At 47.5% G+C, this 19,484-nt stretch carries 21 protein-coding genes and 1 tRNA gene; 10 read left to right on the forward strand and 12 right to left on the reverse strand.

Annotation, left to right across the window (positions count from 1 at the left end; translation table 11 throughout):
- The first annotated feature begins 11 nt into the window (after positions 1–11).
- Entirely contained in the window at positions 12–1,496 is a 1,485-nt protein-coding gene (gene murJ / locus THAL_RS02665; RefSeq protein WP_012991575.1) for a murein biosynthesis integral membrane protein MurJ, read from the forward strand.
- Here murJ and rpsT read toward each other — a convergent pair.
- The 8 genes from rpsT to THAL_RS02700 form a co-directional block, all read right to left on the reverse strand.
- The gene (rpsT, locus tag THAL_RS08285) at positions 1,434–1,724 is read right to left on the reverse strand and encodes a 30S ribosomal protein S20 (protein ID WP_012991576.1); all 291 of its coding nucleotides are present in this window, start codon (positions 1,722–1,724) and stop codon (positions 1,434–1,436) included. The two genes, murJ and rpsT, sit on opposite strands and share 63 nt — an antisense overlap.
- Before the next feature lie 116 nt (positions 1,725–1,840).
- Positions 1,841–3,061 (reverse strand): ABC transporter permease, encoded by a 1,221-nt coding sequence (locus THAL_RS02670; RefSeq protein WP_012991577.1) that lies wholly within the window; start codon positions 3,059–3,061, stop codon positions 1,841–1,843.
- The gene (locus THAL_RS02675; protein ID WP_012991578.1) at positions 3,058–4,176 is read right to left on the reverse strand and encodes an efflux RND transporter periplasmic adaptor subunit; all 1,119 of its coding nucleotides are present in this window, start codon (positions 4,174–4,176) and stop codon (positions 3,058–3,060) included. The genes THAL_RS02670 and THAL_RS02675 overlap by 4 nt, the downstream gene beginning before the upstream one ends.
- The gene (locus THAL_RS02680; protein ID WP_012991579.1) at positions 4,173–4,985 is read right to left on the reverse strand and encodes an enoyl-ACP reductase FabI; all 813 of its coding nucleotides are present in this window, start codon (positions 4,983–4,985) and stop codon (positions 4,173–4,175) included. The genes THAL_RS02675 and THAL_RS02680 overlap by 4 nt, the downstream gene beginning before the upstream one ends.
- Positions 4,985–5,785, reverse strand: coding sequence for a 2-amino-3,7-dideoxy-D-threo-hept-6-ulosonate synthase (locus THAL_RS02685; RefSeq protein WP_012991580.1), 801 nt, complete (start codon positions 5,783–5,785; stop codon positions 4,985–4,987). Before THAL_RS02685 ends, THAL_RS02680 begins: the two co-directional genes overlap by 1 nt.
- Position 5,786: 1 nt before the next feature.
- A complete protein-coding gene (locus THAL_RS02690; protein WP_012991581.1) occupies positions 5,787–6,425 on the reverse strand; it encodes an energy transducer TonB in 639 nt (212 codons plus the stop codon).
- A gap of 15 nt (positions 6,426–6,440) precedes the next feature.
- Entirely contained in the window at positions 6,441–6,971 is a 531-nt protein-coding gene (dcd, locus tag THAL_RS02695) for a dCTP deaminase (protein WP_012991582.1), read from the reverse strand.
- 14 nt (positions 6,972–6,985) lie between these two features.
- Positions 6,986–7,069, reverse strand: a tRNA-Leu gene (locus THAL_RS02700).
- 24 nt (positions 7,070–7,093) lie between these two features.
- Here THAL_RS02700 and THAL_RS02705 point away from each other — a divergent pair.
- Genes THAL_RS02705 through THAL_RS02745 form a run of 9 tightly spaced genes read left to right on the forward strand, consistent with a single transcriptional unit; the run spans position 7,094 to position 14,500 of the window.
- Entirely contained in the window at positions 7,094–8,290 is a 1,197-nt protein-coding gene (locus THAL_RS02705) for an argininosuccinate synthase (RefSeq protein ID WP_012991583.1), read from the forward strand.
- Between the two features lies 1 nt (position 8,291).
- Positions 8,292–8,951, forward strand: a complete 660-nt coding sequence (gene aroD, locus THAL_RS02710) for a type I 3-dehydroquinate dehydratase (protein ID WP_012991584.1) — start codon at positions 8,292–8,294, stop codon at positions 8,949–8,951.
- A complete protein-coding gene (hemE, locus tag THAL_RS02715) occupies positions 8,948–9,958 on the forward strand; it encodes a uroporphyrinogen decarboxylase (protein ID WP_012991585.1) in 1,011 nt (336 codons plus the stop codon). The genes aroD and hemE overlap by 4 nt, the downstream gene beginning before the upstream one ends.
- Complete coding sequence (locus THAL_RS02720; protein WP_012991586.1) at positions 9,952–11,040, forward strand: tRNA (guanine(10)-N(2))-dimethyltransferase; 1,089 nt, start codon at positions 9,952–9,954, stop codon at positions 11,038–11,040. The genes hemE and THAL_RS02720 overlap by 7 nt, the downstream gene beginning before the upstream one ends.
- On the forward strand, positions 11,024–11,572 hold the full coding sequence (locus THAL_RS02725; protein WP_012991587.1) for a hypothetical protein: 549 nt from the start codon (positions 11,024–11,026) through the stop codon (positions 11,570–11,572). The genes THAL_RS02720 and THAL_RS02725 overlap by 17 nt, the downstream gene beginning before the upstream one ends.
- Positions 11,573–11,603: 31 nt before the next feature.
- Positions 11,604–12,836 (forward strand): threonine synthase, encoded by a 1,233-nt coding sequence (thrC, locus tag THAL_RS02730; RefSeq protein ID WP_012991588.1) that lies wholly within the window; start codon positions 11,604–11,606, stop codon positions 12,834–12,836.
- On the forward strand, positions 12,833–13,270 hold the full coding sequence (locus THAL_RS02735) for a TlpA family protein disulfide reductase (RefSeq protein ID WP_012991589.1): 438 nt from the start codon (positions 12,833–12,835) through the stop codon (positions 13,268–13,270). Before thrC ends, THAL_RS02735 begins: the two co-directional genes overlap by 4 nt.
- A 5-nt stretch (positions 13,271–13,275) precedes the next feature.
- Positions 13,276–14,010, forward strand: coding sequence for a cytochrome c biogenesis protein CcsA (ccsA, locus tag THAL_RS02740; protein WP_012991590.1), 735 nt, complete (start codon positions 13,276–13,278; stop codon positions 14,008–14,010).
- Positions 14,000–14,500, forward strand: coding sequence for a shikimate kinase (locus THAL_RS02745; protein WP_012991591.1), 501 nt, complete (start codon positions 14,000–14,002; stop codon positions 14,498–14,500). The genes ccsA and THAL_RS02745 overlap by 11 nt, the downstream gene beginning before the upstream one ends.
- Here THAL_RS02745 and THAL_RS02750 read toward each other — a convergent pair.
- From THAL_RS02750 to THAL_RS02765, 4 genes are read right to left on the reverse strand one after another with little or no spacing between them, the layout of a single operon-like run.
- On the reverse strand, positions 14,490–17,351 hold the full coding sequence (locus tag THAL_RS02750; protein ID WP_012991592.1) for an AAA family ATPase: 2,862 nt from the start codon (positions 17,349–17,351) through the stop codon (positions 14,490–14,492). The genes THAL_RS02745 and THAL_RS02750 overlap by 11 nt on opposite strands.
- Positions 17,332–18,489 carry a metallophosphoesterase family protein gene (locus THAL_RS02755; protein ID WP_012991593.1) on the reverse strand — a complete coding sequence of 386 codons (1,158 nt, stop codon included), beginning with the start codon at positions 18,487–18,489 and terminating at the stop codon, positions 17,332–17,334. Before THAL_RS02755 ends, THAL_RS02750 begins: the two co-directional genes overlap by 20 nt.
- Complete coding sequence (locus tag THAL_RS02760) at positions 18,486–19,232, reverse strand: LOG family protein (protein WP_012991594.1); 747 nt, start codon at positions 19,230–19,232, stop codon at positions 18,486–18,488. Before THAL_RS02760 ends, THAL_RS02755 begins: the two co-directional genes overlap by 4 nt.
- Complete coding sequence (locus tag THAL_RS02765) at positions 19,222–19,479, reverse strand: hypothetical protein (protein ID WP_012991595.1); 258 nt, start codon at positions 19,477–19,479, stop codon at positions 19,222–19,224. The genes THAL_RS02760 and THAL_RS02765 overlap by 11 nt, the downstream gene beginning before the upstream one ends.
- Between the last annotated feature and the right edge of the window lie 5 nt (positions 19,480–19,484).

Below are 19,484 nucleotides of genomic sequence, written 5' to 3' on the forward strand. Positions count from 1 at the left end.
TACAGAACAACATGGGACTTCTGAGATACAGCTTTTCCTTTTCGGTAGGTACACTCCTCAGTAGGGTCTTCGGTTACGTGAGGGATGCCGTCATCGCCTACCACTTTGGTGCGTCTTACGTAACGGATGCTTTCTTCGTAGCTTTTAGGCTACCCAACACCTTCAGAAGACTGTTGGGAGAAGGAGGTTTCAACGCCGCCTTCATCCCAGTTTATGCCCGGGAGATAAAGGAAGGAAGAGAAAGAGATTTTCTAAGCTCCACTTTCACTTACTTTACCTTGATCAGCTTTGTCATAACTCTGCTGGGAGTGGTTTTCTCAGAGGTGATCCTCAGCGTTCTGTCTCCTGGGTTAAGACACAGGCCTTACTTTGACCTCGCTGTCTTTATGGCACGTTGGCTTTTCTTGTACTTTTTGGCTGTCAGTTTATCCTCCTTCTTTATGGCGGTCCTCAACACGCGGGGTGTTTTCTTCGTTCCCGCCTTCGCTCAAGCCGTTTTCAACATAGTATCTTCCTTTATACTGGCCTTTGCTACCCACCTCTGGGGATACTACACCCTCATCGTAAGCACCCTGGTAGCAGGGTTGGCGCAAGTCCTCTTCCACCTTCCTTCTCTCCTATCTCAAAAGGTTCCTTTGGGAGTTTCTTTTCACCTGGATAAAGACGTGATCTTACTGGTAAAGAGGTTACTGCCTGCTACCGCAGGGTTCGGTGTTGCCCAGCTTTCTATGTTTGTAGATACTTTTCTAGCCTCCTTCCTTCATCAAGGTTCTATCTCCTACCTTTACTATGCCAACAGGATCTTTCAACTTCCCTTAGGTGTGGTGTCGGTGGGTGTGGCCAACTCCCTTCTCTCCGTTCTCTCAAGGGGTGGACACATAAAGAACAACACCACTTTAGCGGTCAGCGTAATACTGGGACTCTCCTTACCATCAGCTGTGGGACTCCTACTACTGGCGGAACCTATCGTTTCTCTTCTGTACGGAAGGGGTAGGTTCTCTTCCCAGGATGTTATCGTGGCCTCCCACGTTCTTATGGCTTACAGTTTGGGGCTCGTCTTCTTCTCAGTACAGAAGGCGATAAGTAGCGTGTTCTTCGCAAGGGGAGACACTAAAACTCCCGTAATGGCTTCTCTGTTGGCGGTTATGTCGGAAGGAATCTTCGGTTATCTGTACGCCTTTCACCTTAAGTTGGGTGTGGTGGGTCTGGCACTGGGAAATGCTACCTCCTCCCTCTTTGCTATAGGGTATCTCCTCGCTAAGGACCACACCATGATTCACTGGAAAACTCTGGCAGGTGTGGTTATAAGGTGCGGGGTGGCAAGTGCCGTCATGGGATACGTAGCCCACACACTGGCAAAGAATCTTCCCCACCCTGCCCTTGTTTTTGTGATACCCTTCTGCGCTTTTCTTTACATGGTGCTAGTCTTGCTACTATTTCCCGAGATTCTGAGAAGCCTGCGCAAGCGCTTTGTTGAGAAGTTGAGTAACCCTTGAAGCTCTTCTGGCAGCCTCGTTTTTGTGAATCACACCTTTGGAAGCTGTATGGTATATGATGGATATAACCTCGGGGAGAAAGGCTTTCGCCTCTTCCAGTTTGCCTTCCTGCACCATCTTACGGAACTTTCTTATATAGGTCCTCATACGGGACAGGTGGTATCTGTTTCTTTCGCGCCTCTTGGCATCTCTCCTCATACGCTTAGCTGCTTGTCTCGTGTTGGGCATCCTTCCATGTCCGTACCCGAACTCACCGTTCGGGGCTGGGGTATTTGTATACCGCCCTCCTCAGGGTGTCCATGCCCCAGCAGGCGGTATTTGGACACCATATACATTATACACCATCAACCACTTCTGAATATATCCACCGGGTTCAACTTACCGGCTCTGTAGGAAGGGTAAAAACTGGCCACTACACAGAACAAAAGAGAGAAACCAGCTCCAAAAAGGTAAAAGGTGGAACTTCTGTCCAGTACGAAACCTTTAGTGCGTATAAGGCCTTCTACATCCAGCTTCACACTACTCAGATACTCCTGAAGACCAAAGGCCAGCAGAGAACCTATCATCACACCCCCCACACCCAGCAGGACACCTTGCAGTAAGAACACAAGAGTTATCTCTCTCCGGGAGTAACCCATGGCCATAAGGATGGCTATCTCCTTTCTTTTCTCTAAGACCGTCATCATGATGATGTTAAATATGCCGAAGGCTGATACAGTAAGTATGGCCACCACTATCATGTAGGTTATGATGTTTTGGATGCGAAAGATGGTGAGAAAGTTTCTGTATGCTTTCTGCCAGCTTTCTACCTCGTAGGAAGTCATGGACTTCCAGCGACGTGCTACCTTTTCCGCATGGGAAGGATCTCTTAGTTTAACCACCAGCTCGTTGACTTCGCCGGGTCTTTGGAGGAGAGCCTGCAGAGCAGACAGCGAAATGTAGACTCTTGAGTCGTCGATGTTGGTGATGCCTGAGTCCATTATATCCACCACCACCATACTTACACTACCTTCTGGTACGCTAAGGATAACCTTTTTCCCTTCCGCCACACCCAGATCCCTTGCCACCAAAGCACCCACTATGAGGACATCTTTCCTTTTCTTCATCTCCTCAAGGCCTTTACCCCTTAGAAACCTCTTCAGCACAGAGGCCTTCTCCTCCAGCTGGGGATCTATACCTATGAGGGTGACGGGCTTTTCCCTCACACCGTATCGTAGTATGCCCTTACTCACCAGATGAGGTGCGACGCCTTCCACTTCAGGGTCCTTGCGTATCCGCTCTATGAGCTCCTTCCATCCTATAAGCCTATCTTTTTTCTGGACCTCCTCCCCCAGCACCAGTGTAGGTATGTCTCCCTCATATCTTCTTTTCTCCTCCCTCGCTTTTATACGCACGTGAGCATCTATGTCCACCACCTGCTGGATAAAGTATCCTTGGAAACCAAACATGATAGAACTCATCACCACAAAGGCAGCAAAACCTACAACCACACCCATAAGGGACACAATGCTCTGCCTCTTTCTCTCCACCATGAGTTTATAAGCGAGGAAAAAAACATGCCTCATGGTGGAACCACCAGAAGGTCACCCTCTTTGAGGCCTTCCAACACCTCCAGATAACCGTCGTAGTTGTTGCCTACCTTTACAGGAAGCTCCACTTTCCTCACCTTTTCGTACTTGATGACCTTGCCATCTTTGTAGGCATAGGCTGGTATAAGGAGGGCGTACTTTCTTTCTACTAGTATCTGGGCAGATACAGAGGCGTGTACCGGGACATTTTCCGGAAGTTCAGCCTTTACCTTTACCGTCATAACCCTTCTAGATCTATCCACAAGAGATTCCACTTTGTACACAACACCCTGCCAGACCTTACCGGGGAAAGCGTCCAAGGTGAGCAGGACCTTCTGTCCCTCCTTTACCAGTCCTGCATAATCTTCGTCTAGTTCCAGTAACACCTGGTTCTTTTGAGATCCACTCACCGCAAACAGCTTGTTGTCTTGGGACAGATGGTTCACATAGCTACCTTCTGAGACAAACCTTTTCAGCACTAGCCCGTCTACAGGACTCCTCACAAAGCGCTTATCTATATCTTCCCTGACCCGCTGAAGTTGATACCTCAGTATGTTTCTCTCTCTCCGGAGGCTTTCCACAGTGTCCCTATAGCTGGCCTCCGCCTCTCTGAGGAGGTGAACAGCTCTTTCGTAGGCGGTGCGATACTTCTCCAGCTGTTCTGAGGGTATGAGGCCTTTGGCGGCCAGTTCTTCCCTCCTTCGCAGCTCTCTCTCTGTTTGGTCCACTTGGATACGGGCATCATCCACTCTACTTTTCAGGGCTGTAAGATACGGAGAGTCTTCCTTAAGGCGCTCCTCTACAAGTTTCAGTCTCTGTAACAGTTCTTCCTCTGCGGCAACAAGATCCTCATGACTCAAAACCGCCATCAACTGTCCTTTTTTCACCCTGTCCCCTTCTCTTACCAGGAGTTTTTCCACCCTTCCGGAAACTTCTGACTTTATCACCAGATAGTCCTCGGGTTCTACGTAACCTGATGCATAGACCACCTTCTGTACTTCTCGCCTTTCTACCTTTACCAGTTTTTCTCTCTTCTGAAATTTGACCATAAAGAAGACTGCCAAAAGGGAAAGAAGGAAGATGGAGAGTGTGATGAGGATCCTTTTCCTCAACTTTCAAAAACTTCCTTCTTTATGTCCTCCTCTCTACCAAAGACACCCATGATGTGGTACCCATTGTCCACATGTATTACCTCACCGGTGATACCTCTGGCCCAATGACTACAGAGGAAAACCGCTGTATCGCCTACATCCTCTATGGTGATAGGTCTACCGAAGGGGTTTACTTTGGTGGTGTGTTCCATCAAAAGATGGAAACCTGTTATGCTGTAGGCAGCCAAAGTTTTCACAGGTCCAGCAGATATGGCGTTGATCCTGTGTCCCTTCTTGGCTATATCGTAGGCCAGATACCTAACAGTGCTTTCAAGAGCGGCTTTGGCTATTCCCATCACGTTGTAGTGAGGTACCACCTTCTCCGCTCCGTAGTAAGACAGGGTTATTATGCTACCTTCCCTACCTTCCATGAGGGGTAGAGCCTCCCGCGTGAGGGCTATGAGAGAGTATACGGAAACATCCATGGCTATCTTAAAGCCTTCCCGCGACGTATCTATCACACCTCCCTTGAACTCTTCTTTAGGAGCGTAGGCTATAGAGTGAACCAGTATGTCAAGGAAGCCCCACTCTTTCTCAAGGGTTTGGATCACGTTTTTTATATCCTCGTCGGAGGTGACATCACACTTCATCACCAATCTACTACCCAGTTGGTGAGCTATCTCTTCCACCTTGGGTCTTAACTTCTCAATGGCGTAGGTAAAGGCCAACTCTGCACCCTCTCGCCTGAAGGCTTTTGCGATGCCGTAAGCAATGCTCCTCTCGTTGGCAACACCCGTTATGAGAGCTCTCTTTCCTTCCAGAAGACCCATCACTTTTCCCCCTTTAGTATGCTGAGAGCCTCGTCCACCGTACCACCTTTGTGTACCAGATGATACAGAGCTCTCACCATCCTGACTCTGTCCTTTGCCTGAAACACGTTTCTACCTATGGAGAGACCCTTAGCTCCCGCCTGTAGGGCACCGTAGACCATCCTGAGGACCTCCTCCTCCGTCTTCATCTTGGGTCCGCCTGCTATCACCACCGGAACTGGGCATCCCTCCACCGCCTTACAGAAGGTTTCTGGATCACCTGTGTAGGGAACTTTTACTATATCGGCACCCAGCTCAGCCCCCAGTCTAGCACAGTGAGCCACTACCTGAGGGTCATACTGGTTCATATCCTTTCCTCTTCCGTACACCATGGCAAGAAGGGGCATACCCCACTCCTCACACACTTTAGCCACATATCCCAGATCTCTCAGCATCTCTCTCTCCAGATCTGCGCCTATGTTGACGTGAACTGAAACGCCGTCAGCTCCCAGTTTTATAGCCTCCTCCACAGTACACACCAACACCTTGTCGTTTTTGGTGGGTGCCCAGTCGGTGGAAGCGGAAAGATGCACTATGAGACCTATGTCCCTTCCTCTACCCCTGTGCCCTGCCCTAACCATACCCTTGTGGAGCACCACTGCGTCTGCACCACCCTCAGCTACGTCCGCCACAGCGCTCCGTATATCCACGATCCCCTCTATGGGACCTGAGCTCACCCCATGGTCCATGGGCACTATAATGGTTTTGCCTGTCTCTCTGTTCATTATGCGTTCCAGCCTCACCTGTTTACCTATACTCATACTAATCCCCCCTGAAGTGAAAAGTTAAAAGGCCTGTCTGAACCACATCGGCATCAATCTTTTCAAACTTGATACCGTAAACAAACTCCACTATCCGCCTGTCTATGTGGGGCACACCACTTCTCCTAAGGATCTGCACCTTCACCACCCTTCCTGAAGAGTCTATCCATATCTTCACCTGCATGGTGGAAGGGAGTTCCTCCGAAGAAAGTTTGGGGAAGGGAGGTAGGTAAACCACTCCTCTGTTACCACCGGTAAGATGGGGCACACCCCCGGACAGACTGGCGGTTATGTTACCTACACTGGTGGATACTACCTGAGTCTTTTCTGAAACGTTGGATACAGGAGATGGATTTTGATTCCTCAGCTTAGCTTCTATCTCGGCAAGTACAGAAACCTCTTTCTTGGGCTGTACTTTAGAAGGGTTGCCGGTAGCTGCCTTAGAGGATCCTTTTATGATCTTGTGGGCCACAGGTGGTGTTTCTGTAGGGACCTCCTTCAAAAAGAGGTTTATGGGTGTAGATACCTGCTCAGGTACTACCGGTAAAAGGTACAGGGCTAAGAGTGTTAACATAATAAGGTTTAGAAAGAAGGATACACTTATGTAAAGCCCTCCTTCTAACAGATGGGCGTCTTTCATGGAACCTAAATTATACTACACAAAATCCATATGGATGCGGGATGGTACAACTCCTTTCTGACCTATGTACTTGCCTCTGTAAGGTTTCTCAGCAGGTCTGTCTAAGCGAGCTAGTACTATTTGACATATTCTCATACCCGGATAGAGTTTTATGGCGCAGTTACTGGCGTTATAAAGTTCTAAGGTTATCTGCCCTTCAAAACCTGCATCCACCCATCCTGCGTTCTCTATGAAGAGACCCAGTCTCCCTAAGGAGGATCTTCCTTCCACAAAGGCGGTCAGATAGTCTGGCAGTTTTATATACTCCATAGTGGTAGCCAGCAGGAAAGTCTTAGGCTCTATCAGAACTCCCTCCGGCGGGATATGTATTATCTCTATCTCCGTCACAGGCTCCTTGGGATCTATCACCTTTGCCCTGTAAAACACCAGCTGGTCTCCCAGACGGAGGTCTATGGAAGATGCCTGTATGTTCTTTTCTTCGTAAGGATCTACCTTAAGCTCTCCCCTTTCTATGAGCTCCTTTATGGTAGCATCGCTGAGAATCACCTTACCTTCTCCAATGGGGGTGGAGGGACTCGAACCCTCACGCCCTTTCGGGCCGGGGATTTTAAGTCCCCTGCGTCTGCCAGTTCCGCCACACCCCCGCGTTGATGGTAAAATTATACCTCATGCCAAAAAGGGTGATACTTGCTTACTCAGGTGGTTTGGACACGTCAGTCATAGTGCGCTGGCTCACCGAGAGAGGTTACGAGGTTATTACCTACACCGCTGACGTAGGCCAAGGTGAGGAGCTCTCCGAGATACCCCAAAAAGCTAAAGACTCGGGTGCTGTGGAGGCCATAGTGGAAGACCTAAAGGAAGAGTTCGCAAGGAACTACTGCCTGCCCACTTTGAGAGCTCTGGCCCTTTACGAAGGTAAGTATCCTCTGACCGCCAGCTTATCCAGGCCTCTCATAGCTAGCAAACTGGTAGAGTATGCCCAAAAGCTCTCCGCTCATTACGTGGCTCACGGTTCTACAGGGAAAGGTAACGATCAGGTAAGGTTCGAACTGTCTGTTTGGGCCCTGGCTCCCCACATAGAGGTCCTCGCTCCCGTCAGAGAGTGGGAGTTTAAGTCAAGAGAAGAGGAGGTGGAGTACGCGTTACGGCATAGCATACCTGTTAAGGTGACCAAAGAGAAACCTTACTCCATAGACAAGAACCTTTGGGGTGTGTCCATAGAGTGTGGTCCTCTGGAAGATCCTTGGCAGGAACCGCCGGAAGATGCCTTTGAACTAACGGTGGATCCTAGGAAGGCTCCCGAAGAACCTCAGTATATAGAACTGGAGTGGGAGAAAGGAGTGCCCGTTGCTATTAACGGGAAGCGATACTCCCAGTTATGGGAACTGATAGCGGACCTCAACACGATAGCCGGAAGGCACGGTGTGGGTAGGATAGACATGGTGGAGAACAGGCTGGTGGGTATAAAGAGTAGGGAGGTGTACGAAGCTCCCGGTGCCACGGTTCTGTACGAAGCTTACAGGGATCTTCTCTCCCTTGTGCTGGATCGTTTCACTTACCACTACTTTTTGCAACATGTCCCCCATCAGTACGCCAAGCTGGTATACGAAGGACTGTGGTTTACACCGCTCCGTGAAGCTCTTGATGCCTTCACCGAAAACTTGGCCCAATGGGTGAACGGAAAGGTAAGACTTAAACTCTTTAAGGGAAGCGTGACCGTAGTGGGAAGGTGGTCTCCCAACTCCCTATACGTAGAGGACTTGGCCACTTACTCTGAAAAGGATGCTTTTGATCACAGAGCGGGAGCTCAGTTTACCAAAGTATTCGGTCTTCCTCTGCGCGTCTTAGGAAGAGTGAGGAGATAACATGCTCATAGCGGTGCCGGTTACATCTTTAGAACCTCTGAAAGAGTGTAAGGAGAAAGGTGCCGATCTGATAGAGCTCAGGGTGGACCTGATGGAGTCACCCACCGTGGACAGAGCCCTCACTGTTTTGGAAGAGGCTCACCGTCTTGGACTGGGGACCATACTGACGGTAAGGAGTGCCCGTGAAGGAGGAAGAGATCTACCCAACAGGCTGGAGCTTTTTGAGAAACTCTCACCTTTCAGCGATTACACAGACATAGAGTTGACATCTTTGGACATCCTTCCTCAGGTAAGGAACACGGTACTGTCAGCAGGTAAGAAACTCATTATCTCCTATCACAACTTTGAGAGAACTCCTGCAGGTTGGATTTTGAAGGAAACCATAAGGGAAGCAAGAAGATGGGGAGCTCACATTGTCAAGATAGCGGTAAAGGCAGAATCTTACACCGATGTGGCCAGACTACTTTGTGCCGGCAGTCAAGAGGAAGGTGAAAAGATCCTAATAGCTATGGGATCCTACGGTAAGATCTCCCGACTGGCGGCTTTCGTCTTTGGTAGTGTCATAACCTACGCCTTTCTCGGTAAGGCCACTGCCGAGGGACAGTTACCTCTCGAGGAGATGGTGCGCCTCAGAGAGATATTCTACGGAAGACGGTCATGAAGAACCCTTTACTCCTTCAGAGCATAAAGGGAGAACCCATAAAGCGTTTCCCCGTATGGTTGATGAGACAAGCAGGAAGGTACATGCCCCAGTACAGGGAGCTACGTAACAAAGCTCCGGATTTTCTCACCTTCTGTAAAGACGTAAAACTGGCCACCGAGGTTTCTCTACTGCCTCTACATCTACTGGGAGTGGATGCCATCATTATCTTTTCCGACATTCTCATCCCCCTAGAACCTATGGGAGTAAAGGTATCCTTCAAAGACGGAGAGGGACCTTCTCTGGAGTGGGATGGAGAGGTAAAAAACTTAAGGGTCCCTTCCTTTCGGGAGGTTTCCTTTGTAGGAGAAATAATAGAAGAAGTTAAGAGGTTACAGAAAGAAGTTCCCGTCATAGGCTTCTGCGGTGGACCTTTCACACTGGCCTCTTACATAATAGAAGGTGGCTCCAGTAGTACTTTGAAAAAAACCAAGACCTTTATGTGGAACAGAAAGGATGAATGGGAACATCTTATGAACCTTCTGGTGGAAACGCTGACCCACTACTTGGTGGGACAGGCTAAGGCAGGTGCCGATGTTCTCCAGATCTTTGATACCTGGATCTCTTACCTTCCCTTTGAGGACTTCGAAAACTACAAAAGATGGCTCTTACGTCTCGTGATGCAGGTAAAGGAAAAAACCCAAGTACCCATCATATACTTCTTCAGGGGTTCTTCTTCCTTCTTGGAGGCTCTGGAAGGAGAGAAGTTGGATGCTGTGTCGGTAGACTGGACGGTGGATATGATTGGGTGGATGAAACGAGCGCCTCATCTCACCTTCCAGGGTAACATGGATCCTTCCCTTCTGTACTGTGAGGAAGATGTAATAATAGAAAAAACGCGTGGACTTTTGCAAAAAGTTCCCAGAAGTACCCGTTACATCTTCAACCTGGGACATGGTCTTTCTCCTGACATGGATCTTAACAAGGTAAAGCTCTTGGTGAACACTGTAAAGAGCTTCTCATGGTAAGGGAAGGGAAGGCTCTCCTTCAGCTCAGGGAGGGTGTGTTCTACAACCCTTACATGGTAGTTAACCGAGATCTAAGCCTTTTGGTCATGCTCCTTTTGGGAGATGACATAGTTGTGTGTGATGCTATGGGTGCCAGTGGTGTGAGGAGTATAAGAGCTCTACTGGAACTTCCCAACGTGGCTAAGGTTTTATACAACGATGCTGACCCTTCCGCCATAGAGAGCTTTCGTCAGAACGCCCAACTTAACCAGATAGACATGTCCCGCGTGGAGATTCACTGTAAGGACGCATCCCTTCTTTTGAGGGAGATAAGAAACTGTCATTATGTGGATATAGATCCTTACGGATCTCCTATACCTTTTCTGGAATCTTCCCTATTTCCCGTGAAACGTGGAGGTGTTTTGGCAGTAACCGCCACCGATACTTCTGTCTTGTCAGGTACTTATCCCCACACCTGTTTGAGAAGATATGCCAGCAGGCCGCTTCTGAAGGCAGAGTTTTATCACGAAGTAGGCTTAAGGATTCTTATAAAAAAGGTGGTGGAGGAAGGAGCAAAGCACGATTATGCCTTTATCCCCATCTTCTCTTACTCTTACCGCCATCACATGAGAGTGTTCTTTAAGAAAGACATAGGAGCTAAGAGAACGGATCAAGTGGTACAGCAGCTCGGTTATATTCTTTACTGTGAGAACTGTCTCTACAGGGAAAGCAGCTTTTTGGAAAACATAAGGAAGGTATGCCCCGTATGTGGAAGTAAAATTCTGTGGTCCGGTCCCCTCTGGTTAGGTCCCCTGTGGAACAGGGATCTGGTGGAGGACATGTGGAAAAACAGAGGTGCTATTCTTATATCGGAGGAGACAAACCGACTACTTAAGAGGATAAGGGAGGAGGCAAATCATCAGTCCATAGGCTTCTACACCATGAGTTCCATAGGAAGAGCCCTGAAGGTATCCAACCTGCCTCCCATGGTGAAGTTTCTAAGGAAGTTGGAGGGAGTGCGTACCCACATAAGTCACGAAGGTTTCAGAACCCTTCTCCCTCACGTGGAGGTTCTCAAAAGGATCCATGAGCTACTACGCTAAACTGAGAGAAAGGATTCTGACTATCAAAGGCGTCTTTTTCCTGTCTCCTAGGGAGATATGGTTTCTCAAAACCCTGGAGGACTTGGGGTATCCCTTCGAAGCGGTAAAGGAAGGCCTGGAGCGTTTCTTCTCCTATGTACCTCCGGAAAGAAGGCCCAAAACACCCATATACTTCGCTATGAAAGAGATAGAGAAGTTAAAGAAACGGATCTCAAAAAGTAGCGTCCCTGTGAAGGACTGGAGGGAAAAGTTCAGGGAGTTAGTGGAGTTGGCAAGAACTTACCTGAAGGATCTGAAGGTGGAAGAGCCCCGGAAGGAAGAGGAGGCGGAGCTTATCCTACGCCAGCTGGAGAAAGAAGTCTACAAACACCTTTGGAACATTCTCCCTCAGGAGGAGAAAAAGGATATTCTTAAGAAATACAAGGCTTTTAAGAATGACGAGGAAGTTTTCCGCCTTATGGTGAAGGGAGAGCTCAAGAGACGCTTCGGTCTTAAAACCTTCTCCCTTTACGTGGAGGAATATAATTTTTAAATTTCTGTAAGAAAGGTACGGAGGTGGTTAGATGGCAAAGGTGAAGGGGCTCAGGTGCAGAGAGTGTGGAAGAGAGTACCCTGCAGAGCCCATCCACGTGTGTGAGTTCTGCTTCGGCCCGCTGGAGGTGGAGTACGATTACGATCTTATAAGGAATACTGTAAGTAGGGAGAAGATAGAGAGAGGTCCCAAGAGTCTGTGGAGATACGTAGATCTACTTCCCGTAGAGGAGCCTAAGGTAGGACTTACAGCCGGTTTCACTCCCCTTAGGAAAGCGGAGAATCTGGGTAAAGTGTTGGGTCTTAAGGAGCTTTACATAAAAGACGACTCGGTGAACCACCCCACCCTCTCCTTCAAAGACCGAGTAGTTTCGGTAGCTCTCTCCAAAGCGGTGGAGTTCGGATTTGACACTGCCGCTTGCGCTTCCACAGGTAATCTGGCCAACTCGGTGGCTGCCCACAGTGCACAAGCCGGACTTAACTGTTACGTTTTCATACCTGCCAATCTGGAAACCCAGAAGATATACGGTAGCCTTGTCTACAGCCCCACGGTGGTGGCGGTGGAAGGTAACTACGACGATGTCAACAGACTATGCTCTGAGATAGCCAACGAACTTAACTGGGCTTTTGTTAACATCAACATAAGACCCTACTATGCGGAAGGTTCTAAAACCCTAGCCTTTGAGGTGGCTGAACAGTTAGGTTGGCGTGCACCCGATGCGGTAGTGGCTCCCGCTGCCTCTGGTTCCTTAGTCACCAAGATATGGAAAGGATTTAAAGAGCTGCGCATGGTGGGTCTAATAGACGGAAAACTTCCCCGTGTCTACGGCGCTCAAGCGGAGGGATGTTCCCCCATAGCTCAAGCGTGGAAGGAGGGGAGAGACTACATAAAACCTGTAAAACCCAACACTATAGCCAAGTCCATAGCTATAGGCAACCCAGCTGATGGTATATATGCTCTCGCCGTTACCAGAGAGAGCGGTGGAGAGTGGGAAACAGCTACCGACGAAGAGATCATAGAGGGTATCAAGCTCCTTGCTGAAACAGAAGGAATATTTACAGAAACGGCAGGTGGTACCACCGTAGCTGTTCTCAAGAAACTGGCTCAAAGAGGTGTTTTTAGACCCGACGAAGTGGTGGTGGTTTACATAACAGGCAACGGGTACAAAACAATGGAAGTTCTGGAAGGGCATCTGAAGGATGTGGTTAGGATAAAACCCACTTTGGCAGATTTCAGGGACAAGATACTGGTGAGGGTTCCTTGAAAAGGCTCTGGGTTCTCTTCCTCTTGTTTCTCTGGGCCTGCTCACCTAAGGACTCCCTGCCGCCCGTCAAGGTTCTGGACCTAAAGGGCAGGCAGGTAAATCTCGACTCCTTCAGGGGAAGACCAGTTATCCTCTACGTATGGAGTAGAACATGTGCCGGACACGCCACCCAGCTTTCCCTTCTCCATGAGCTGGCACAGCGGAGAAAAGATCTCACCGTTATCTCTTATGCCATAGCCATGGACCCTGCCGCTGTATCCCAAAGCTACCTTTCTCTGGGCTTAAAACCCAGCTTTATCACCCTGGTGGATCCTGAGGTGAAGATCTCCGAGTACTACACCATAACCTTTCTCCCTTCCACCTTTTTCTTTGACGAGAGAGGAAGACTGGTAAAGATCTACGCGGGATTACCCTACGACAGTTTTATAAAATAACCTGCATGCTGGATCTGTGCTTAGGGGTGTACTTTCTGTCCTTCTTGGCAGGCCTCATACAGAGGAGACTAGGCATCTTCCTTTTGACATTGAGTGTCACTTTGTATCTTCTTTACTTTATCCGGCTTTTTTACACGCTGAAGAGTTTTCCCTATGCTAACCTGTACGGTGTCCTCTCGGTGGCAGGCAACGTAACTGTAGCCGTGTTTTTACTTATGTCGATAAAGTTCAGAGACATAGCACGGTTCCCCTACCTGATGGGTGTGGTGGGTTTCATGTCCACCCTCCTCACTTACCCTGCCGAACAGTCTCCCTACAGAAGTCTCCTTTACTCCCTACACGTTATGACGGCGGTAATCAGCTACGTGTCCGCCGTTATAGGGGGTACCCTTGCAGCAACTCGCTTGCTGTTGGAGTGGGAACTCAAGAGAAAGAAAAGCCCTTCCCTTTTCATGCCTCTTGATCTCCTCAGATCCTCTGAGAAGATATCGGTGAACATCACCTTTGTGATGCTAACCTTCACTATGGTACTGGGAAGCCTATGGACCAGAAGTTACTTTGGGAGACACTGGATAGACGATCCCAAACTGGTGGCGAGCCTGGCCCTGTGGTTCTACTACGCCCTTTTGTCTCACATGAACCTTCTGAAGAAAATCTCACCCAAAAGGTTCTCCATAGGCCTGTTGATAGGTACATTACTGATGATGATGAACCTTTTCTTGGTGAGACATGCTGTATAATCGCGTTTTTCTGGTGGGTTTTATGTGTAGCGGGAAATCTACCGTAGGGAGAGAACTGGCCCATACCCTTGGATGGGAGTTTGTGGATGTGGACGAAGAGATACAAAGACAGGAGAACAACACCGTTGCAGGTATTTTTCAGGAGAAAGGTGAAGCCTACTTCAGAAACTTAGAGTTACAAGTTCTCACCCAGCTTTCCCAAAGGAACAGACTGGTGATAAGTACAGGAGGTGGTTTAGGTGCCAATCCTGTGGCCATGGAGCTTATGAAGAACAAAGGTCTTGTAGTGTGGCTAGATATACCCTTTCAGGAGTTTTTAGAGAGATGCAAAGGAGATGAAAACAGACCTCTTCTGAAAAAGAGTTTAGAAGAAATACAACTCATCTACCAAAAGAGAAAGGAGGTTTACAGAGAGGCACATCTGCACCTGGATGCCACCAAAGATGTTCCTTCCATCGTGAAAGAGATTGTTGGCTTTCTCAACAGATGATTCTCACTTCTGATCGGTCACCTCTTCTGATGACCTCTATCCTCTGATCAAACTTCTCCGCCATATCCTCCAGGTGTGTTATGATGCCTACCAGTCTTCCACTGTTACTCTTTATGTTCTCAAAAGGTCCTTCCAAGGTTTCCCTCGTTTCCCTGTCCAGAGATCCAAAACCTTCGTCTATAAAGAGGCTTTCGAGGGGAGCCTTCTGGGATATTATGTCACTGACGCCGAAGGCTAAAGCAAGACTGGCCAAAAAGGTTTCTCCACCACTTAGGGTTTCTACAGGCCTTGTGTGACCCGAAGACATGTCTCTCACCATAAGATCCCCACCCTCCAAGACAAAGTAGTAACTTCCTCCCGAAAACCTCTCCAGATACTCATTAGCCCTATTAACCACTATCTCCATCACGTAGGTACCTATAAAGTCAGGAAATCTGTCGCTTCTAAAGTCTTCCGCCAGCTTTTCATAAATTGCGAGTTCTTCTATCAAACATCTCAGTTCCTCCTCCTTCCTCCTAAGCTCCACACTGAAACTCTTGACTCTGTTTATCCTCTCTTCCAAAGCTCCCAACTCACGCTGTTTTTCTTCCAAATCCTTTTCTACCTCATCTTTCTCTTTGATTATCTCTACGCTACTCCTCACCTGCGGTAAAGAGCTCAGTTTCTCATACAGCTCTTCCTTTCTCTTTTCCAAAAGGCTTCTTCTGTTTCTGTACTCCTCTATCTTTTCCCTCACCTCTTTCATCTCTTCCTCAGACATGATAAACTTCTTAACTTCGTCAAGATGATAGTATTTCTCTAAAACAGGTTTTAGCTTCCCTACAACATCCAACTTCTCCCTTTCCAACTCCTCTAGCCTTTTCCTCAAAGTATCCAGCTCAACTTTTGTCATCTGAAGGAGGTTTTCCTTTCCCTGTAACTCCTCCCTCAGTTTTTCGTAGCGATCTATTACCTTCTTCTTCTTCATCTCCAGTTCTTCTTTCTGATTTCTTAGGTAGGTGGTGGAAGGGACGTCACCTACAAACTCGCTAAGTTCAGATAGTTCCTTCTCTAGCTCAGCTTTTCTGGTTTTAAGATGATTAACCCTCTCGTCAAGGCGCGCCATCTCTTGGGTTAGAGTCTCGTACTCTTTTCTGAGCTCTTCGTAGCGTGTCTGTCCCTTAATGTACTTTTCTCTGAGCTCCTGCAGTTTTTTATAGTTTTCCTGAACTTTACTCCACAACTCCCAAAAACCTTCTGTAGTTGTACCTATCTTTTCCTTTATGGTCTGCAGTCTCCCTTTATACTCTTCCTTTTTCTGTTTAAGAGAAGCTATCTGTTCTGTAAGTTTGCTGATCTTATCCGCAATATGCTCTATCTTCTCGCGTAGCTCCCGGTAATCGGTGTCTATCTGGTCGGCGTGAACCTCCTCAACTACGTGGCCACAGACTGGACAGATGTCGCCCTTTTTGAGGTTACTCCTAATCTTATGAACAAGGTACTCCTCTTCTTTCCTTCTTAGTGAACTTAGCTCCCCTTCTAAGTTTTTCTTCTCTTCCTCAAGACTTCTGAGAACCTCATCTATCTGACTGAGTTCTCTCTCTTTTTTCTCGTACTCCTTCACATCTTGCTGGAGTGTCTCCAGCCTTTTATACTCTCCTTCTGTACCCTCTAAAGATCTAAGCTCCTCTTCCCACTCTTTTAACAACCTCTTACCCTTTTCCAATCTTTCTTCCAGCTCACTTTTCCTTCGAAGTTTTTCTTCCTTCTCTTTTTCCCTCTCCAATAGTTCCTTATTGGTACGAATCATATCCTCCTTTAACTTATCCATTTGTTCAGCTTTTTGTATCTTCACTACAAGATCCTCTATCTCCCTTTCTATATCAGGTAGCTGTTCGTACTTTCTCTTTGCTTCTTGGTAAAGCTGGAGGGTTATATCATACTCGTGTTTATACTTTTCCAACTCATTCTGCTTTTTGTTGGACTCCCTCTTCTTATTCTTTATATCCTCCTCAATCCTGTCATAATGTTCCAGGTAACCTTTGTACTCTCGCAGATCCTCAGCTCTCTTCAGTTTCTCCTCCAGACTTCTTATCTCTTCCTCTTTTTCTATGAGAGATGTTAGCTGCTCTTCCACATCCAGTAGATCCTTCTGTAAACTTTCCCTTTCCTCTGCTTGTCTTAACTCACTTTCTAAAAGTTCCTTACGGGTTTTTAGCTCTTCTATCTCTTTCTTCAGTTCTCTTTCTCTTTGTTCAAGGTCAGGTAAGGATCCCAGTTCTTTTCTGCAATTTTCTATGTAAACCTTCAGATCTTCTGTTGCTTTCTTTCTTTTATCTTTCTCATCCTTTATGAGCCTTGTTAGTCCTTCTATTGTCTCCTCTATACCTATGAGTTTGTGGAGTATTTCCCTTCTTTCTACCGGTTTTGAAGGTTTCAAAAATCTGTCAAACTGTCCTTGAGGAAGCACCAAAACTTTTGTAAACACATCGTAGCTGAGACCTAAAAGATTCTCTACGTAGCTCTCCACATCCTTCGCCTTAAGGGGGAGAGGCCTAGAACCTTCGTAAAACCTAACATCTGACTTATCCTGGCTGTAGACCCTCTCCACAGCGTAACGCTTACCCTTTACGGAAAACTCTAAAAACACCCTCATACGTGACTCTCCCCGAGATATGACGTTTCTGTGGGCCGGCTTGCTTCCTTCTCTGGGCACTCTACCGTAAAGGGCATAACATATGGCATCTACGATGCTGGATTTGCCGGATCCTGTTCTTCCTTGTATCACGAAGAAGTTCAAACATGAAAAATCTACCTCGTGTTCTCCTCGGAATATACGGAAATTTTTTAGCTTAAGCCTGATGGGTCTCATGCTGAAGTCTCTCCAGTAGGGAGGCTAAAGTTTTCTTCACAGAAATGGGTGCTTCTTTACCATGGAGACGCTTATGAAACTGATCGTACATAGAAAGAATGTTAAGGTCTGTGCTGAGCTCCGGCACCTCCTTCTCCCATCTGACACTGGTATCTTTTATTTGGACCCACACCAGCCTTTCACCCAGTATCCTCTGCACAAGGTCTTTCTTTACACCTATGCTGAAGTCCTCCTTGCTATCTTTTTCTAAGATGACCTTGAAGAGACCAGGCTTGTCTTTAAAAGGTTCTAAAACCCTCTCCGGACTTTCGCCTTTGGGTACAGTGACTTCGTAGAGTGGACGTTTTATATCCAGTTTTATGGGATCTACCTTTACTCCATCCTGTTCCAGTACCACTAAATTTGCAAACTTGTCGTTTCCCTTTTCGGAAAAGTCCAGCTGGTAGAGGCTACCTGAGTAATAGGTGAGAGAAGGTGCTGCTTTTATCTGTTGGTGACGATGTACGTGTCCTAAGGCCACGTAATGGAAACCGGGGGGTATCTGATCAGGCCTTATGGAGTAAAAGGGGCTCACAGATGACTCCTTCTCCGTTCCTGTATAAGAAGCTCCTTCCACCATGAGGTGGGCAAGGAGTATTCTGTAACGAGCATCTTTTACCGCATGGGCCACTGCCTGCAGGTAGTTGCTCACCTTATGGGCGTAATCTCTACCTGCTGTTTCCTCCGCCTTGGTGATGACTTTTTCGTGGATGTAGGGTACGCAGGCTATTGCCAGATCTTCTATCCGGAAGATTATCTTTTCTACATCTTTCTCCGGCCTGTCGTAGGCATGTATGTTGGCCAGTTTTCTAAGGGGTTTGAAACTCTTTATGTTATCGTAAGGGTCATGATTCCCAGCTATCATAACCACATGCACTCTGTGGGTAGCTACATCCGTAAGAAACTCCATTATGAGATGCTTGGAATCTGCATCTATGGGGAACTTGTCGAAGATATCCCCGCCTATAAGGAGGATATCCACTCTTTCTTCTTTTAGGATACTTTTAACCTGCTCAAGGGCATACTCAAGATCCTCGTTTCTACTGATACGGTTGATGGTTTTGCCTGCGTGCAGATCTGATATATGAAGTAACCTCATGACTTCTTAGCCAACTTCAGTACTTTTTCCAGCTTTTCAACAAGCGGATCAAAGGGATCCTTCTCCTTCAGCACCTTGAGGTTCTCCTTTGCGGTGGAGAGCACTATGGATATCACCTGGTCCGGATCGTGAGCCAGTTTTACCAGCTGGAGATCCTCCTCATCTATGGTGCCAAACTTAACCATAACTTCCTCCATGTACTTAAGAAGGGGTGTCCAGAATTCGGGACCATACAGAATTATGGGAAAGGGATGACTTTTGCCTGTTTGAATGAGGGTAAGAGCCTCAAAAAGTTCGTCAAAGGTACCAAAACCTCCGGGAAATATCACATAAGCCATAGAGTACCTTAGAAGCATCACTTTTCTGACAAAGAAGTAATCGAAGGTCAAGGAGATAGTCTGGTATCTGTTGGGTTTCTGCTCAGTAGGTATCTCTATGTTGAGTCCTACCGACACAGTTCCAGCGTCGTAGGCTCCTCTGTTGGCCGCTTCCATTATACCTGGTCCCCCTCCTGTGATGATATGAAAGCCCAGCTTTCCCAACATAAAAGCTGTTCTGTAGGCATGTTTGTAATAGACGTTATCTTCCTTCATCCTGGAGCTTCCGAAGAAGGTAACGGCAGGGCCTACGTTGGATAGTTGATCAAACCCCTCCACAAACTCGCTCATTATCTTGAGGACACGCCACGTGTCCCCCTGTTTTATCTTAAGCTCTTCTATAAGACGTAACTTCTTACTGTTCATTTATGTCCTTTACCATACCCTCCAGTTTTAACAGTTCGCCTTCCTGAGGCTTGTTAATGTTATGGGAGTAACGGACCCTCTTTACAAACTTTTTGTGTTTCTTCTTATACTTATACTTATAACTCACCTTCACCTTATGGTGGTGGTGTTTCACCACCTTGTGGCGGTGAGCTTTGGCATAACTGTCTACGGATGCTGAGAAGAGCCCCAGTGTAGCCACCAACAGGTAGGCCAACATTCTCCTCATGACAG

Source organism: Thermocrinis albus DSM 14484 (assembly GCF_000025605.1).
GTDB classification, from domain to species: domain Bacteria; phylum Aquificota; class Aquificia; order Aquificales; family Aquificaceae; genus Thermocrinis; species Thermocrinis albus.

Bases quoted from the DNA above. Each gene is read 5' to 3' on its own strand.
- thrC (WP_012991588.1), top strand. From the start codon at position 11,604: ATGGCAAAGGTGAAGGGGCTCAGGTGCAGAGAGTGTGGAAGAGAGTAC.
- THAL_RS02745 (WP_012991591.1), top strand. From the start codon at position 14,000: ATGCTGTATAATCGCGTTTTTCTGGTGGGTTTTATGTGTAGCGGGAAA.
- THAL_RS02705 (WP_012991583.1), top strand. From the start codon at position 7,094: ATGCCAAAAAGGGTGATACTTGCTTACTCAGGTGGTTTGGACACGTCA.
- THAL_RS02720 (WP_012991586.1), top strand. From the start codon at position 9,952: ATGGTAAGGGAAGGGAAGGCTCTCCTTCAGCTCAGGGAGGGTGTGTTC.
- THAL_RS02685 (WP_012991580.1), bottom strand. From the start codon at position 5,785: ATGAGTATAGGTAAACAGGTGAGGCTGGAACGCATAATGAACAGAGAG.
- rpsT (WP_012991576.1), bottom strand. From the start codon at position 1,724: ATGCCCAACACGAGACAAGCAGCTAAGCGTATGAGGAGAGATGCCAAG.
- THAL_RS02680 (WP_012991579.1), bottom strand. From the start codon at position 4,985: ATGGGTCTTCTGGAAGGAAAGAGAGCTCTCATAACGGGTGTTGCCAAC.
- THAL_RS02725 (WP_012991587.1), top strand. From the start codon at position 11,024: ATGAGCTACTACGCTAAACTGAGAGAAAGGATTCTGACTATCAAAGGC.
- THAL_RS02670 (WP_012991577.1), bottom strand. From the start codon at position 3,061: ATGAGGCATGTTTTTTTCCTCGCTTATAAACTCATGGTGGAGAGAAAG.
- hemE (WP_012991585.1), top strand. From the start codon at position 8,948: ATGAAGAACCCTTTACTCCTTCAGAGCATAAAGGGAGAACCCATAAAG.
- THAL_RS02765 (WP_012991595.1), bottom strand. From the start codon at position 19,479: ATGAGGAGAATGTTGGCCTACCTGTTGGTGGCTACACTGGGGCTCTTC.
- THAL_RS02690 (WP_012991581.1), bottom strand. From the start codon at position 6,425: ATGAAAGACGCCCATCTGTTAGAAGGAGGGCTTTACATAAGTGTATCC.
- THAL_RS02755 (WP_012991593.1), bottom strand. From the start codon at position 18,489: ATGAGGTTACTTCATATATCAGATCTGCACGCAGGCAAAACCATCAAC.
- ccsA (WP_012991590.1), top strand. From the start codon at position 13,276: ATGCTGGATCTGTGCTTAGGGGTGTACTTTCTGTCCTTCTTGGCAGGC.
- THAL_RS02760 (WP_012991594.1), bottom strand. From the start codon at position 19,232: ATGAACAGTAAGAAGTTACGTCTTATAGAAGAGCTTAAGATAAAACAG.
- THAL_RS02750 (WP_012991592.1), bottom strand. From the start codon at position 17,351: ATGAGACCCATCAGGCTTAAGCTAAAAAATTTCCGTATATTCCGAGGA.
- aroD (WP_012991584.1), top strand. From the start codon at position 8,292: ATGCTCATAGCGGTGCCGGTTACATCTTTAGAACCTCTGAAAGAGTGT.
- murJ (WP_012991575.1), top strand. From the start codon at position 12: ATGGGACTTCTGAGATACAGCTTTTCCTTTTCGGTAGGTACACTCCTC.